The organism is Delftia sp. PE138 (assembly GCF_018320755.1).
Lineage (GTDB): Bacteria > Pseudomonadota > Gammaproteobacteria > Burkholderiales > Burkholderiaceae_C > Comamonas > Comamonas tsuruhatensis.
On sequence record NZ_JABEPN010000002.1, the window covers coordinates 61,664 to 76,769 of the forward strand.

The window sequence follows — 15,106 nt, forward strand, 5'->3', positions numbered from 1 at the left end:
TCATTCCATCCACTCTGAGCACCACACCATGATCGGTCTTCAAATTCTGAAGCGGCAACGCGCTGTCAGCCTCGATATTGCCAGGCGCTATCTCGACGTGCCTGTTGCCAACGTCAGCGACTGCATGGCCCGCATGACGGCTGGCGGCGCGCGGCTGCGCCCCATGCACGGCGGCGGGCGCATGGCCGGCCCCGCGTTGACCATCAAGACCCGCCCGGGCGACAACCTCATGCTCCACAAGGCACTTCAACTGGCCAGCCCAGGTGACGTGATCGTGGTGGATGCCGGTGGCGACCTCACCAACGCACTCATCGGAGAAATCATGGTGGGAGACGCCATGCGTCGCCAGCTGGGCGGCATCGTGATCAACGGCGCGATCCGCGACGCGGCATGGATTCATGCTGGCAGCTTCCCGGTATTCGCCGCGGGCGTCACGCACCGCGGACCCTACAAGGACGGCCCGGGCGAAATCAATGTGCCTATCGCCATTGATGGCATGGTGATCGAGCCCGGTGACCTCATGATTGGCGATGACGATGGCTTGCTGTGCGTACCGCATGCGCAGGCGCAGGCCCTGCTGGATGCAGCACTCGGGAAGCAGGTCGTTGAGGCCAGGATGGTGGCCGACATCGCTGCCGGTACCTACAGCGCGCCATGGATCGACGAGACGCTCAAGCGTCTGGGCTGCCCGATTCAGCCGTAGCGCCGGTGCGGCATCATCCATACAGCACCCATTCATCACCCATCGCTCGTCCGCCTCAGGCCTCGGCCAGCGCCTTCAGATGGCTTTCCAGGCCACCCGTGCCGCTGGCCGCGTTCACATGGTCGAAGTAGCCGTACCAGCCGCTGGCCTTGATGCCCGCCAGCAGGGCATCGCGCGCGGCGGTATCGGGAAAGCGCCAGATGCGCATATCCATATGCGGCAGGCTTGTTTGCGATAGCCGGGCTGGCCTTTAGGCTGGCGCGCTTTGACCACGCCATGTCCAGCCCCGTCGCAACCGTCCATTCCGATTCCCGTCCCGGCGCCTTTGCCATTTCATCCCAACCCGCCACGGCGTTGCACCTTGCCACGCCCGCCACGCTGGCGGCCGTGCTGGAGCAACTGTCCCCGGCCCAGGCCCGATGGGCGCGCGCCGCAGGCTTTGATGCGCAGCCGGGCCGCATCCTGCTGTTGCCCGGCATGCAGAGCGAAGTGCAGAGGGAAGGGCAGGGCGAGGGCACTGCCCTCGCTGGCGTGCTGGTCGGCGTGGACCCGGACCAGCCGCTGTGGCAGCTGGCCGGCCTGCCGCCTGCGCTGCCGCCCGGCACCTATGCGCTCGCCGATGCGGATGAGGCTCAGAGGCCGCATCTGCTCCTGGGCTGGGCACTGGGCGCATTGCCATCGACCCGCCAGACGCGGCAGTCGGATGCGGCAACCGCTCCATCACTCGCTCAGTTGGTGGCAAGCCCTGATGAGCAGGCCGCCGTCGCGCCAATGGCCGCCGCCATTGGCGAGGTGCGGCGGCTGGTCAACCTGCCTGCCAACCAGCTGGGTCCCGAACAGCTGGCCCAGGCCGTGGCCGACCTGGCCGCGCGCCATGGCGCGCGCTACCGGCAATGGGTGGGCGACGAGCTGCCCGCCGCAGGCTTTGCCCTGGTGCACGCCGTGGGTCGGGCGGCGTCCCGGGCGGCCCAGGCGCCGCGCGTGGCCGAGCTGACCTGGGGCGATGCCGCGCTGCCCCATGTGGTGCTCATCGGCAAGGGCGTGTGCTTTGACTCCGGCGGGCTGGACCTCAAGCCCGCCGCAGGCATGCGCTGGATGAAGAAGGACATGGGCGGCGCCGCACACGCCCTGGCCCTGGCCGATCTGCTGATGCAGGCGGGCCTGCCCATCCACCTGAAGCTGCTGGTGCCTGCGGTGGAGAACGCCGTGGGTGCCGGTGCGCTGCGGCCCGGCGACATCATCGAGGCCGGTGACGGCCGGCGCGTGGAGATCGAGAACACCGATGCCGAAGGCCGGCTCCTGCTGGCCGATGCGCTGCACCACGCCATTCGCAGCGCGCCCACGCCGCCCGCGCTGCTGATCGACCTGGCCACGCTCACGGGCGCTGCGCGCACGGCGCTGGGGCCGGACCTGCCCGCGCTGTTCAGCAACCATGACGGCTGGGCCGATGCGCTGCTGGCCCAGGGCCGCGCGCAGGCCGACCCGCTGTGGCGCCTGCCCCTGTGGGCGCCGTACCGCCGCATGCTCCGTTCCGACCAGGCCGACCTGCTCAACGCCGCCAGCACGCCACAGGGCGGCGCCATCACGGCTGCGCTGTTCCTGGAGAGCTTTGTGCCGCCCGAGCTGCCCTGGCTGCACCTGGACCTGTTCGCCTGGAATCTGGAGGAGCGCCCCGGCCGGCCCAGGGGCGGCGAAGCCCAGGGCCTGCGCGCGCTGTACGCCCTGCTGTCGCAGCGCTTTGCATCTGCGCGCAGCGCATTTGCATAGGCGCAATCGGGCTTTGCGGCGGGCTGGTGGCTCCACACAATCGGCCGTCTGGTGCAGCCGGCGCGGCACCCGCCGCCGCCTTTCTGCGATCTTGTTCCGGCTGCCAGGACACTTCATGACCCAAAGACGCTTCCTGCCTCGCCTTTCCCTGCTGCGCACCCACTTGCGCACCCTGCGAACTTCCGCACTGCTCCCCGCCCTGGCCGCAGCCTTGCTGTGCGCACCGCCCGCCCAGGCCGAAACCCTGCGCTGGGCGCGCTCCACCGACGCATCCACGCTGGACCCGCACGCGCTGAACAACGGCCCCAACCACAACCTGCTGCACCAGATCTACGAGCCGCTGATCATCCGCACGGCCGATGGCAAGCTGCTGCCCACCCTGGCCACGTCCTGGGCGCTGACTGCCGACCCCTCGGTCTGGGAGTTCAAGCTGCGCAAGGGCGTGAAGTTTCATGACGGCAGCCTGTTCACGGCCGACGACGTGCTGTTCTCGCTGCGCCGCGCGCGCTCGGCCACCTCGGACATGCGCTCGCTGCTGACCTCGATCACCGACGTGACCAAGGTCGATGCCTTCACCGTGCACATCAGGACCAACGGGCCCAACCCGCTGCTGCCGGCCAGCCTCATCAACATCCAGATCCTGAGCGCCGCCTGGGCCAAGGCCCATGGTGCCGAGCAGCCGCAGAACGCGCTGGCCAAGGAAGAGAACTACGCCACGCGCAACGCCAACGGCACGGGGCCCTACGTCATCGCCTCGCGCGAGCAGGACACGCGCACCGTGCTGCGGCAGTTTCCCGGCTACTGGGGCAAGGGGCTGTTCCCGCTGGAGATCGACGAACTGGTCTACCTGCCCATCAAGTCCCAGGCCACGCGCGTGGCGGCGCTGCTGTCGGGCGAGGTGGACTTCGTGCAGGACCTGCCCATCCAGGACATTGCGCGCCTGAGCGCCGACCCGCGCTTTCGCATCAACCAGGCCGCCGAGAACCGCACCATCTTCCTGGGCCTGAACGTGGGCGCCGCCCCGCTGTCGCATTCCGATGTGAAGGACAAGAACCCGCTGGCTGACCTGCGCGTGCGCCAGGCCTTCCAGCTGGCCATAGACCGGCAGGCCATACAGCGCGCCGTGATGCGCGGCCTGTCCGTGCCCACCAACATCATTGCGCCGCCCTTTGTGCATGGCTACGAGAAATCCTTTGGCGCCGTGGGCAAGGCCGACTTGGCCCAGGCCAGGAAGCTGCTGGCCGAGGCCGGCTATCCCAACGGCTTCGGCATCACCCTGCATTGCACGAACGACCGCTACCTGAACGACGAGGCCATCTGCCAGGCCATCGCCGGCTTTTTGGGCCGCATCGGCGTGAAGACGGCCGTGTCGTCCCGGCCGCTGGCCATCCAGACGGCGGCCATCAACAACCAGGAGACGGATTTCTACCTCTACGGCTGGGGCGTGCCCACCTATGACTCGGCCTACGTCTTCGACTACCTGGTGCACACGCGCGGCAAGAATGGCCGGGGCAACACCAATGCCACGCGCTACAGCAATGCCGAGCTGGACAGCCAGATCGTCTCCTTGGCCTCCGAGGGCGATGCGCGCAAGCGCGATGCCACCATCCACTCCATCTGGAGCACGGTGCAAAAGGAGCTGATCTACCTGCCGCTGCACGACCAGATCCAGACCTATGCCATGGTGCGCAAGTTCGACATCCCGGTGAATCCGTCGAACACGCCGTACTTCAAGCTGTTCAAGCAGCCCGGTGCGCGCCAGGCTGCGGTGGCCGGCGCGCAATAGGCTCAGTGTGTCGCAGCCGGCTGCGGCCGGTTGACCTCCACCGTGACGTGGACCAGTTCCTCATGCACGCCAAGCAACTGGCGCACGGCATCGGGGTCCACGCCTGCGGGCGCGTCCAGTGCCACGATGCAGGCGTAGCGCGCCTTGCCCACGCGCCAGACATGCAGGTCGGAGATCTGCGCGGCAAACGGCGCCTGGGCGATGGCCTCACGCACCTCGCTGACCACGGGGGCGTGCATCTCGGCGTCCAGCAGCACGCGGCTGCTGTCGCGCAGCAGGCCCATGGCCCATGCCGCCACCAGCACGGCGCCGGCCAGGCCCATGGCCGGGTCCAGCCATCCCAGGCCCCAGGCCATGCCGCCGAACAGGGCGGCGATGGCCATCACCGAGGTGGCGGCATCGGCCAGCACATGCAGGTAGGCCGAGCGCAGGTTGAGATCGCTGTGGTCGCCATGGTCGCCGTGATGGCGGTCGCCCGCGTGGCCGCCGTGCGCATGCCTGCCGTGCCCGTGGTGATGTCCGTGGTCGTGACCGTGGTGATGCCCGTGCCCGCCCTTCAGCAGCCAGGCGCAGACAAGGTTGACCAGCAGGCCCAGTGCGGCCACGCCCAGTGCCTGCTCGTAATGGATGGGCGAGGGCGAGAACAGGCGCTGCACCGACTGCCAGGCCATGCCGCCCGCCACCAGCAGCAGCAAGATGGCGCTGGTGTAGCCGGCCAGCACCTCGATCTTCCAGGTGCCGAAGGCAAAGCGCGTATCGCCCGCCAATCTGCGCGCGGCCGCATAGGCGCCAGCTGAGAGCCCCAGCGCCAGCGCGTGCGATCCCATGTGCCAGCCATCGGCCAGCAGCGCCATGGAGTTGAATCCGTACCCGCCTGCGATCTCCCCGACCATCATGGCCGCCGTCAGCCCCGCAGCCAGCATGGCACGGCGCTCGCCCAGCGGGTTGCCTTCGTCGAAACGGTGTGAATGCTGCCTGGGGCTGGCGCCGCCAGCGGTCGAGAGGGATGGAATGCTGCGCATGCAGATACTGTACCCCAGTATATGCAGGCGCCTAGAATGGCCTTCATGGCACATACGATTCAGAACAAGAAGCGCTTGCTCACGCGCATCCGCCGCATCCAGGGCCAGGCCCAGGCGCTGGAGCGCGCGCTCGAGGCCGAGCACGACTGCGCGGCCATCCTCCAGCAACTGGCAGCCGTGCGCGGCGCCGTCAACGGCATGATCTTCGAGGTGCTCGAGGGCCATGTGCGCACCCATCTGGCCGATGGCACGGCCGGCGGCCAGGCCCGTGATGACGACGTGGACCTTGTGCTGTCGGTGATGCGCTCGTACATGAAGTGATTGATGAAGTGATGGCCGGCCCTGCGGATTGGCGCTCTCGGCGCGGTTTCCTGCTCTCATTTTTTGCAAACAGTGACCCCTGAAAACCGCCCATCTCGGACACGGCGCCTCATTCGCAGCGGACAATCGTCGGGCCAGGAATATGACGGGATTTCGACAGTTCCCGCCGCCTGCTGGCCAGCCAAGGACTACCGCGCATGACAGAAGACCCCCGCCGAGATTCCCCCGCAGATGCCGCCCCCGCCGCCGCCCAGGCGCCGCAAACGGCCATACAGCTGCGCATCGGCACCGTCGCCAAGCTCAATCTCGCCGACTTCCAGAACGCCGTGCCCGCGCTGCTGGAGCTGGCCATCGTCAACGAGGGCGATCTGCCGCTGCAGGCGCTGAGCCTGCACCTGGCCTCGGAGCCTGCCTTCATCAAGCCGCGCACCTGGCGCCTGGAGTCGGTGGCCGCGCACAGCACCTATGCGCTGACCGACCTGGATGTGGCGCTGGACGGCGCCTTGCTCTCGCGCCTGACCGAGGCCGAGCCTGCCGTGCTGCGGCTGGAGCTGCGCAGCGGCCAGCCGGCACAGACGGTGCTGGCCCGGCACGAACACCCGCTGGAACTGCTGGCACGCAACCAGTGGGGCGGCCTGGGGCATTTGCCCGAGATGGTGGCGGCCTTCGTGCAACCCAATGATCCGGCCGTGGACCGCATCCTCAAGGGCGCGGCGCAGGCGCTGGAGGCGGCGGGCAAGTCCGGTGCCATCAACGGCTATGAGCAGGGGCCGCAGCGCGCCTGGGAACTGGCCTCGGCCATCTGGACTTCCGTGCTCCAGAAGAAACTCAACTACGCGCTGCCGCCGGCCAGCTTCGAGCATGCGGGCCAGAAGATACGCGGCGCGACCCAGGTGCTGGATGCGGGCCTGGCCACCTGCCTGGACCTGACGCTGCTGTTCGCCTCCTGCCTGGAGCAGGCGCACCTGAACCCGCTGCTGGTTTTCACGCGCGGCCATGCCTTCGTGGGCCTGTGGCTGGGCAGGCAGGAATTCTCGACCGCCGTGGTCGATGACATCACGGCCGTGCGCAAGCGGCTCAAGCTGCAGGAGCTGGTGGTCTTCGAGACCACGCTGGCCGCGCAAGGCCAGGCCGTGGCCTTCAGCCAGGCCATTGCCCAGGGCGCGCGCCAGCTGGCCGAAGAGCATGAGGACCAGTTCGAGCTGCTGGTGGACGTTCGGCGCGCGCGCATGCAGCGCATCCGCCCGCTGGCGCTGGCCCAGCCGCAGGACGCCGCGCCCGAGGCCGGCGAAGGCCAGGCCGAGCCACGGCTCACCGTGGAGCCGCCGCCCGAACTCCTGGCGCAGGCGCAGACACGCGAAGTGCCCACCTCCCAACTCGATCCCAAGGACAGGCTGGCGCGCTGGCAGCGCCGGCTGCTGGACCTGTCGCTGCGCAATGCGCTGCTCAACTTCAAGCCTGGCAAGAAATCGCTGCTGCTGCAGGTGGCCGCGCCCGCGCTGGAGGACACGCTGGCCCGGGGCCAGGTGCTCAAGCTGCTGCCCAGCCCCGAGCTCATGCAGGGCAAGGACCCGCGCAGCCAGCCATTGCACGAGGCGCGCAGCCTGGAAGACCTGCGCGGCGCGCACGCCGAAGAGGCGCTGCAGCGGCGCGAGGTCTTCATCGACCTGGAGCCGCTGGAGCTGGACAGCCGCTTTGTGGAGCTGTTTCGCGGCGCGCGCAACGCGCTGCAGGAAGGCGGCGCCAACACCTTGTTCGTGGCCCTGGGCTTTCTGGTCTGGAGCCGGCCCGACAAGCCCGATGTGCGCGTGCGCGCGCCGCTGATCCTGCTGCCCGTCACGCTGGAGCGCAAGAGCGCGCGCTCGGGCTTCACGCTGCAGGCGCATGAGGACGAGCCGCGCTTCAACCCCACGCTGGTCGAGATGCTGCGCCAGGACTTCCAGCTGGAGCTGGGCGTGCCTGCAGGCGACCTGCCGCGCGACGAGGCCGGGCTGGACATCACCGGCATCTGGGCCCGCGTGCGCGAGGCGATCAAGGACGTGCGCGGCTGGGAGGTCAGCGAGGACGTGGTGCTGTCCATGTTCTCCTTCGCCAAATACCTGATGTGGAAGGACCTGGCCGAGCGCGCCGACCAGCTGCGCAGCTCGCCCGTGGTCGCCCACCTGATCGACACGCCGCGCGAGCCCTATCGCTCGGAGATCGCCTTTCCCGACACGCGGCGGCTGGACCAGGAGTTCGCGCCGCAGCAGGTCTTCAGCCCGCTGCCGGCCGATTCATCGCAGCTGTCGGCCGTGATGGCCGCTGCGCGCGGCAAGGACTTCGTGCTCATCGGCCCGCCGGGCACGGGCAAGAGCCAGACCATTGCCAACCTGATCGCGCAATGCCTGGCCGAGGACAAGCGCGTGCTCTTCGTGGCCGAGAAAATCGCCGCGCTGGACGTGGTCTACCGCCGCCTGCGCGAAGTGGGCCTGGGCGAGTTCTGCCTGGAGCTGCACTCCAACAAGAGCCGCAAGCTCGACGTGCTGGGCCAGTTGCAGAAATCCTGGGACTCGCATGGCCAGGTGGATACCGAGGCCTGGGCCGCCAAGGCCAGCCAGCTCGGCCGCCTGCGCGAGCAGCTGTCGGCCTATGTGGAGCGCCTGCACCGGCGCCACGCCAACGGCTGGACCATCTACCGCGCCATTGGCGCCGTGGCCGGTGGCCAGGCGCTGCCGCGCCTGGGATTTCACTGGCCCACGCCCCAGGCCCATGACGAAGCGGGCCTGGCCCTTTTGCGCGAGACTGCGGGCCGCCTGCAGGCCAATGCCCAGGCCGTGGGCGCGCAGCATCTGAAGGACGGGCCGCTGGCCACGGTGCAGGCCAGCGACTGGTCCGTGCGCTGGCAGCAGCAGATGGTGGATGCCGCCCAGGCCCTGCACGATGCAGGCCAGGGCTTTGCCGAGGCGGCGCAGCAGCTGGGCCGGCTGCTGCGCATCGAGTGGCCGGCGCTGGGGCGCCAGGCGCGCTCGGCGCTGGGCGTGATCGCGCGCGCGCTGCCTGCGGCCGCAGGCCGCAACCTGGCTTTCTGCGTGCTGCCTGACGGCGCGCGCATTGGCGAATCCCTGCAATCGGGCCTGCAGCTGCTGGCGCAGCACGGTGATCTGTCCGCACAGATTCCGGCGCCCTGGCCGGCCGAGCTGCAGACGCGCCTGGCCCAGGCGCTGGACCTGCTGGCGCAGCGCCGGCGCCTGCAGGCCGGGCTGGGCACGCCCTGGCCCGTGGCCCTGGGCGACGAGCTGGAGCGCGGCCTGCAGTGCATCGACGAGATCGCGGCGCTGCGCCAGGGCCTGTCCGTCAAGTACGGCGCGGGCGTGGGCCAGCTCAATGTCTCGCAGCTGCAGCGCGAATGGGCCAGGGCCGGCAAGTCCTTGTGGCCGCTGTCCTGGCTGGTCCGGCGCAAGGTGCGCGCGGCGCTGGAGGCCACCATCGAAGGCGCGGGCGAGCCGCGCGTGGCCGATGACCTGGCCGCCCTGGTGCGCATCCGGGGCCTGCGCGAGGAACTGGACCAGATCCAGCCCGGCGCCGCAGCCGACGGCCTGTGGGCCGGACACCGCACGCGCACCGACCATGCGCGCAGCGCCTTGAAGGCCAATGCGGCCCTGCTGGCCGCGCGCGCGCAGAAATCCTTCTCGCTCGATGGACTGGAGGCCGTGGCCGAAGGCCACGGCGGTGAGCGCTGGGCGGCCGAAGTGCAGCGCCTGCAGGCCCTGTACCAGATCGACCGCCAGCTCGATGGCTACCTGCCGCTGGCCGATGCCAGCCACGGCCTGTGGCGCGGCCTGGAAACCGATGCCCAGGCCTTGCAGGACGCGCTGGCCTTCGAGCGCGAGCGCCTGCAACTGACGCGGCGCGGCGGCCTGATGGCATCGCACGCCGCCGTGGCCCAGGGCCGCTGTGGTGCGGCGCTGCAGCAGGCCCATGCGCAGCTGGCGGCCCGCAGCGCCATCGAGGAACAGCTGCTGGCGCTGGACGATCTGCGCTTGCGCTGCCCCGGCGTCTGGGACGGCCTGGACACGCGCCCGCAAGCCGTGGAGCATGCGCTGCGCCTGCAGGGATCGCTGCAGGCAGGGCTGACCGGGCTGGGCTGGCAGGAGGCCGAGCTGGCCCAGGCACGCCAGGCGCTGCACCAGGTGCTGGCCTTGCGCAGCGCCGAGCTGGGCGAGGGCGCAGCGATCGGCATGGCCTGCCAGCAGTTGCTGGACAGCCTGGCCGGCCTGCACGCGGCCATAGACCCCTTCAGTGTGGCGGCAGCCCATGGCGAGCCGCAGCAGCGTGCCCTGGCCCAGCGCACCGCCGAGCAACTGGCGGCCACGGCGGGCGGCGTGCTGGCCGGGCAGGGCGGCCTGCATGCCTGGTGCGCCTGGCGCAATGCCCAGGCCGCGGCCCGCGCGGGCGGGCTGGGTGCGCTGGCCGACGCCATCGAGTCCGGCAGCCTGGAACCGGCCCAGGCGCCCCAGGCCTTCGAGGTCAACTACGCGCGCTGGTGGCTGGCGCTGGCCGTGGACGAGGACGAGGTGCTCAAGCGCTTCGTCTCTGCCGAGCATGAGCGGCGCATTGCCGACTTCCGCGCGCTGGACGATGAATTCACCTCCGTCACGCGCCAGTGGATACGTGCGCGGCTGTGCGCGGGCCTGCCGTCGGCCGACAGCATCCAGCGCAACAGCGAGTGGGGCATCCTGCGGCGCGAGATCACCAAGAAGCGCCAGCACCTGCCGCTGCGCCAGCTGCTGGAGCAGATCCCGTCGGCCGTGCTGCGCCTGACGCCCTGCCTGCTGATGAGCCCGCTGTCCATTGCCCAGTACCTGAGCGCCGAGACCAGCAACTTCGACATCGTCATCTTCGACGAGGCCTCGCAGATTCCCGTCTGGGACGCCATCGGCGCCATGGCGCGTGCCAGGCAGGTGGTGATGGTGGGCGACCCCAAGCAGCTGCCGCCCACCAGCTTCTTCGGCCGTGCCGACACCTCCGACACCTTCGACGACGACACGCAGGGCGTGGAAGGCGACATGGAAAGCATCCTGGACGAATGCCTGGGCGCCAGCCTGCCCACGCGCAACCTGTCGTGGCACTACCGCTCGCGCCATGAAAGCCTGATCGCCTTCAGCAACCACCGCTACTACGGCGGCGGGCTGGTGACCTTTCCCTCGCCCGTCACCGATGACCGCGCCGTCAGCTTCCACGCCGTGCAGGGCCGCTATGAAAAAGGTGGCGCCCGCATCAACCAGCCCGAGGCCAAGGCCCTGGTGGCCGACCTGGTGGCGCGGCTGAAGTCGCCGGGGTTTGCGCAGTCGGGCGCCACCATCGGCGTGGTCACCTTCAACTCCGAGCAGCAAAGCCTGATCGAGGATTTGCTGGACGAAGAGCGCCGCAAGGACCCGGGGCTGGAGCCGTTTTTCTCCGATGCGCTGCTGGAGCCCGTCTTCGTCAAGAACCTGGAAAGCGTGCAGGGCGACGAGCGGGACATCATGTACTTTTCCATCACCTACGGGCCCGATATCTCGGGCGCGGTGTCCATGAACTTCGGCCCGCTCAACCGCGACGGCGGCGAGCGGCGGCTGAACGTGGCGGTGACGCGCGCGCGGCAGGAGCTGCGCATCTTCTCCAGCCTGCGCGGCGAGCAGATGGACCTGTCGCGCACCCAGGCGGCGGGCGTGCGCGATCTCAAGCACTTCCTGGAATTTGCCGAGCGCGGCCCGCGCGCGCTGGCCGAGTCGCACCATGGCAGCCAGGGCGATTTCGACAGCCCCTTCGAGGCCAGCGTGGCCCAGGCGCTGGAGCGCAAGGGCTGGCGCGTGCACACGCAGATCGGCGCATCCTCGTTCCGCGTGGACCTGGGCGTGGTGCACCCGGACCATGCGGGCAGCTACCTGGCGGGCGTGGAGTGCGACGGCGCCACCTACCACCGCTCGGCCACGGCACGCGACCGCGACAAGCTGCGCGAGCAGGTGCTGCGCGGCCTGGGCTGGCAGATTCTGCGCATCTGGTCCACGGACTGGTGGGTCAACCCGGGCGGCACGCTGGAGCGCATCCACGCGGCGCTGACCGCGCTGCTGGAGCAGGACCGGCGCAAGCGTGCGGCCGAGGTTGTAGAGGTTGCCGAGGTGCCGCAGGCGGCTGCAGTCGCCGGGGCAGAGCCAGCGCCAGAGACGCCTGAGGCGTCCGAGTCCTCCGAGGCCTCCGCGTCCTCTGAGTGGCCCGAGGCATCCGTGGAGGATGGCGAGGCGCAGAAGGTCTGAAAGTCGGCCGTGCGCATGAAATGGGCACTTGCTGAAGCCAGAGACACCAAGGAAGGGCCGCCCCCGCACCGAGGGTGTCGTCCCCCTCCCCCGCAAAGCGGGTAGAGAGGGGGAAGGCGCGAAGCGCCTCAGGGGGTGTCAGTACTTGTCCGGAACGTACATGTGCTGGGGAACCGGGTTGCGCGTGTACTCCGGGTTGCGCGTGCGCTCGGGCAGCACGATGGCCGGGTGCTCTATCTCCTCGTAGGGCAGCTGCGTCAGCAGGTGGGAGATGCAGTTGAGCCGGGCCTTCTTCTTGTCCACGGCCTGCACCAGCCACCAGGGCGCCTCGGCGATGTGGGTGCGCTCCAGCATGGCTTCCTTGGCCTTGGTGTAGTCCTCCCAGCGGCGGCGGCTCTCGAAGTCCATGGGACTGAGCTTCCACTGCTTGAGCGGGTCGTGCACGCGGCCCAGAAAGCGCAGGTGCTGCTCCTCGTCGGTGATGGAGAACCAGTACTTCACCAGCGTGATGCCCGAGCGCACCAGCATCTTCTCGAACTCGGGCACGGAGCGGAAGAACTCCTCGTACTCCTCGTCGGAGCAAAAGCCCATCACGCGCTCCACGCCGGCGCGGTTGTACCAGCTGCGGTCAAAGAGAACGATCTCGCCACCCGCAGGCAGGTGGGAGACATAGCGCTGGAAATACCATTGCGTGCGCTCGCGGTCGTTGGGCGCGGGCAGGGCGGCCACGCGGCATACGCGCGGGTTCAGGCGCTGGGTGATGCGCTTGATCACGCCGCCCTTGCCGGCCGCATCGCGGCCCTCGAAGAGGATGACCACCTTTTTCCTGTGGTGCTGCACCCAGTCCTGCAGCTTGACCAGCTCGCCCTGCAGGCGCAGCAGCTCGCGGAAGTAGGTCTGGCGGCTCACGGTGTCGGCACCGTCCAGATCGTCTCCACCGCTGCCCAGGCGGGCGTCGTCTATCTCCATCTCCAGTTCTTCGTCGTAGCTGTCGAGCAGATCGCGTTCGATGCGCTGCATCAGCGAATCATGGTGGTCGGGCAGAAGTTCGTCGTACATGGTGGGGAATCCGGGCGTCCAGGAGTTGGCGCCTGGGATGGTGGCGTGGATGTGTGACGCGGCTGTGACGGTGCGGCTGGGTGAATACCCTGGCACCGCTCGTCTTCCCGCCGCCTACAGCCACCCCGCCTTGCGGAACTTGTAGTAGAGCAGGCCGCAAACACCCAGCACGAACAGCAGTGCGGCCGGATAGCCGTATTGCCACTTCAGTTCGGGCATGTTCTCGAAGTTCATTCCCCAGACGCCGAAGAAGGCCGTGCAGATGGCGAAGATACTGGCCCAGGCTGCCAGCCGCTTGGTGACTTCGTTTTCCTCGATGGACACCATGGACAGGTTCACCTGGATGGCCGTGCCCACGGTGTCGCGCATGGTGTCGATCTGGGCGTTGATGCGGCCCAGGTGATCCATCACATCGCGGAAGTAGTCCCTGGAGCCCACGCAGATCTGGGGGACGCGCCCGCCGTTGAGCTTGCCCACGGCTTCCAGCAGGGGGGCCACGGCGTGCTTGAGGTCCATGGCGCGGCCCTTGAGTTCATACAGCTGCTTGATGTTGTCGCGCGCCGCGCCCTTGGTGAAGATCTGCTGCTCGATCTGCTCCAGCTCCACCTCCAGCGCGTCGATGATGGGAAAGTAGCGGTCCACCACCGCATCCATCAGCGCATACAGCACAAAGCCCGAGCCATGGCGCAGCAGCTCGGGCTCGCTCTCGCAGCGCTCGCGCACGCCCAGGAAACCGCGCTTGCTGCGGTTGCGCACCGACAGCACGTAGTTGGAGCCCACGAAGACATCGACCTCGCCATGGTTGAAGTGGCCGGGCCGCTCGGGCTCGGGCTCCAGCAGGTGCATCACGGCAAACAGCGAGCTGCCGTACTCCTCCAGCTTGGGCCGCTGGTGGCCGTGCAGCGCATCCTCCACGGCCAGGGCGTGCAGGCCGAACTCCTGGCGCATTTCCTCCAGTTCGACCGGCGTGGCGTCCGCCAGCGCCACCCAGACGAAGCAGCCGGGCCGCTCTATGTAGTTGCTGATGTCGGCGACAGGAATGTCCGCCAGCTTGGCCCCGTTTTCGTAGGCAACGCAGTTGATCAGCATGGGAGTTCCCTCGGTAATTCTGGTGCTGGTGATCCTGCCATAACGGGGGAGGGGGAAAAGCCAGTGCCCAAGCTGCCATCGAAACCGCCAGCAGCCCAGGTTTGCGCACCTGGTAACAATACGTGTATAACCTGTCACAACCTGCTGGGCGCCGCCCGGCGCTTGCGAGCCAAGGACTCAGATGATCTTTCGCCAGTGGGGTATTGCGTTGGGTGCGTTGGGCCTGTGGGCCTTGAGCGGTGTATCTGCAGCCGGTGTGCTGGACAAGATCCAGGCCGGTGGCGCGCTGGTGATTGCGCACCGGGAATCGTCTGTTCCCTTCTCCTACATCGACACCCGCAGCGGCAAGCCCGTCGGTTATGCGCTGGATCTGTGCCTTCGCCTGGCCGAGGCGGTGCGCAAGCAGACAGGCAGGAAGGACATGAAGGTGGAGTTCCTGATGGTCACGCCCGCCAATCGCATGGCCGTGATCGAGCAGGGCAAGGCCGACATGGAGTGCGGCTCGACCACGAACAACGCGCAGCGGCGCCAGACCGTGGCGTTCACGGTTCCCCATTTCATCACCGGCGCCCGGATGCTCGTGAAGGCCGAAAGCACCATCAACGCGATGGAGGATCTCAAGGGCAAAAAGCTGGTTTCCACCAAGGGCACCAGCCCGATGGCCCTGGTGACGCAGGCCAACAGGCAGCGCCTGATGGGCATCACCATTGTGGAGGCCCCCGATCACGCGAGGGCCCTGGAGATGGTGGAGAAGGGCGAAGCCGACGCGTTCGTGATGGATGACGTGCTTCTCAACGGGCTGGCCGCTGCACGGCCTGATCCACGTGCCTTGAAGGTGGTGGGCAAGTTCCTGTCCACCGAACCCCTGGCGATCATGCTGCCGAAGGCCGATACCGCGTTCAAGAAACTGGTCGATGAAGAGATGAAGCGGATCATCACCAGCCGCGAAATCCACCCCATCTACGAGAAGTGGTTCCTGCAGCCGATTCCACCCAACTCCACGAATCTGAACCTGCCGATCAGCTACCTGCTGCGCGACTTCTGGAAGTACCCCACGGCGGACATTCTGCTGTAGGCCCGTGCA

Annotated in this window: 10 protein-coding genes; 6 read left to right on the top strand and 4 right to left on the bottom strand. The window is 68.4% G+C overall.

The window, feature by feature from the left end:
- The first annotated feature begins 28 nt into the window (after positions 1-28).
- The gene (locus tag HFGMBDPB_RS09230) at positions 29-703 is read left to right on the top strand and encodes an RraA family protein (RefSeq protein WP_212645283.1); all 675 of its coding nucleotides are present in this window, start codon (positions 29-31) and stop codon (positions 701-703) included.
- 55 nt (positions 704-758) lie between these two features.
- Here the strand turns inward: HFGMBDPB_RS09230 and HFGMBDPB_RS09235 are convergent, their stop codons facing one another.
- On the bottom strand, positions 759-917 hold the full coding sequence (locus HFGMBDPB_RS09235) for a DUF6616 family protein (RefSeq protein WP_170961986.1): 159 nt from the start codon (positions 915-917) through the stop codon (positions 759-761).
- Between the two features lie 62 nt (positions 918-979).
- Between HFGMBDPB_RS09235 and HFGMBDPB_RS09240 the strand changes: the two genes are divergently transcribed.
- Positions 980-2,470 carry a leucyl aminopeptidase family protein gene (locus HFGMBDPB_RS09240; RefSeq protein ID WP_212645284.1) on the top strand — a complete coding sequence of 497 codons (1,491 nt, stop codon included), beginning with the start codon at positions 980-982 and terminating at the stop codon, positions 2,468-2,470.
- A 115-nt stretch (positions 2,471-2,585) separates the two neighbouring features.
- Positions 2,586-4,256 (top strand): ABC transporter substrate-binding protein, encoded by a 1,671-nt coding sequence (locus HFGMBDPB_RS09245; protein WP_016451452.1) that lies wholly within the window; start codon positions 2,586-2,588, stop codon positions 4,254-4,256.
- Positions 4,257-4,258: 2 nt separating this feature from the next.
- Here HFGMBDPB_RS09245 and dmeF read toward each other — a convergent pair whose 3' ends face one another.
- Positions 4,259-5,278, bottom strand: a complete 1,020-nt coding sequence (dmeF, locus tag HFGMBDPB_RS09250; RefSeq protein ID WP_151020563.1) for a CDF family Co(II)/Ni(II) efflux transporter DmeF — start codon at positions 5,276-5,278, stop codon at positions 4,259-4,261.
- 45 nt (positions 5,279-5,323) lie between these two features.
- Between dmeF and HFGMBDPB_RS09255 the strand changes: the two genes are divergently transcribed.
- Together HFGMBDPB_RS09255 and proA are read left to right on the top strand one after the other, a co-directional pair.
- Positions 5,324-5,599, top strand: coding sequence for a metal/formaldehyde-sensitive transcriptional repressor (locus tag HFGMBDPB_RS09255; protein ID WP_026062191.1), 276 nt, complete (start codon positions 5,324-5,326; stop codon positions 5,597-5,599).
- Positions 5,600-5,796: 197 nt separating this feature from the next.
- Positions 5,797-11,874: an anti-phage protein ProA gene (proA, locus tag HFGMBDPB_RS09260; protein WP_212645285.1), complete on the top strand. Its 6,078-nt coding sequence runs from the start codon at positions 5,797-5,799 to the stop codon at positions 11,872-11,874.
- Between the two features lie 138 nt (positions 11,875-12,012).
- Here the strand turns inward: proA and ppk2 are convergent, their stop codons facing one another.
- Both ppk2 and corA read right to left on the bottom strand, forming a co-directional pair.
- Positions 12,013-12,933 carry a polyphosphate kinase 2 gene (ppk2, locus tag HFGMBDPB_RS09265; RefSeq protein ID WP_017404332.1) on the bottom strand — a complete coding sequence of 307 codons (921 nt, stop codon included), beginning with the start codon at positions 12,931-12,933 and terminating at the stop codon, positions 12,013-12,015.
- 114 nt (positions 12,934-13,047) lie between these two features.
- The gene (gene corA, locus HFGMBDPB_RS09270; protein WP_212645286.1) at positions 13,048-14,022 is read right to left on the bottom strand and encodes a magnesium/cobalt transporter CorA; all 975 of its coding nucleotides are present in this window, start codon (positions 14,020-14,022) and stop codon (positions 13,048-13,050) included.
- A 181-nt stretch (positions 14,023-14,203) separates the two neighbouring features.
- On the opposite strand from corA, the gene HFGMBDPB_RS09275 reads away from it, so the two are divergent.
- Positions 14,204-15,097, top strand: a complete 894-nt coding sequence (locus HFGMBDPB_RS09275; protein ID WP_151019191.1) for an amino acid ABC transporter substrate-binding protein — start codon at positions 14,204-14,206, stop codon at positions 15,095-15,097.
- Positions 15,098-15,106: the final 9 nt, after the last annotated feature.

Coding starts and splice junctions, on each gene's coding strand:
- HFGMBDPB_RS09255 (WP_026062191.1), top strand. CDS start 5,324: ATGGCACATACGATTCAGAACAAGAAGCGCTTGCTCACGCGCATCCGC.
- HFGMBDPB_RS09275 (WP_151019191.1), top strand. CDS start 14,204: ATGATCTTTCGCCAGTGGGGTATTGCGTTGGGTGCGTTGGGCCTGTGG.
- HFGMBDPB_RS09235 (WP_170961986.1), bottom strand. CDS start 917: ATGGATATGCGCATCTGGCGCTTTCCCGATACCGCCGCGCGCGATGCC.
- HFGMBDPB_RS09230 (WP_212645283.1), top strand. CDS start 29: ATGATCGGTCTTCAAATTCTGAAGCGGCAACGCGCTGTCAGCCTCGAT.
- proA (WP_212645285.1), top strand. CDS start 5,797: ATGACAGAAGACCCCCGCCGAGATTCCCCCGCAGATGCCGCCCCCGCC.
- HFGMBDPB_RS09245 (WP_016451452.1), top strand. CDS start 2,586: ATGACCCAAAGACGCTTCCTGCCTCGCCTTTCCCTGCTGCGCACCCAC.
- dmeF (WP_151020563.1), bottom strand. CDS start 5,278: ATGCGCAGCATTCCATCCCTCTCGACCGCTGGCGGCGCCAGCCCCAGG.
- corA (WP_212645286.1), bottom strand. CDS start 14,022: ATGCTGATCAACTGCGTTGCCTACGAAAACGGGGCCAAGCTGGCGGAC.
- ppk2 (WP_017404332.1), bottom strand. CDS start 12,933: ATGTACGACGAACTTCTGCCCGACCACCATGATTCGCTGATGCAGCGC.
- HFGMBDPB_RS09240 (WP_212645284.1), top strand. CDS start 980: ATGTCCAGCCCCGTCGCAACCGTCCATTCCGATTCCCGTCCCGGCGCC.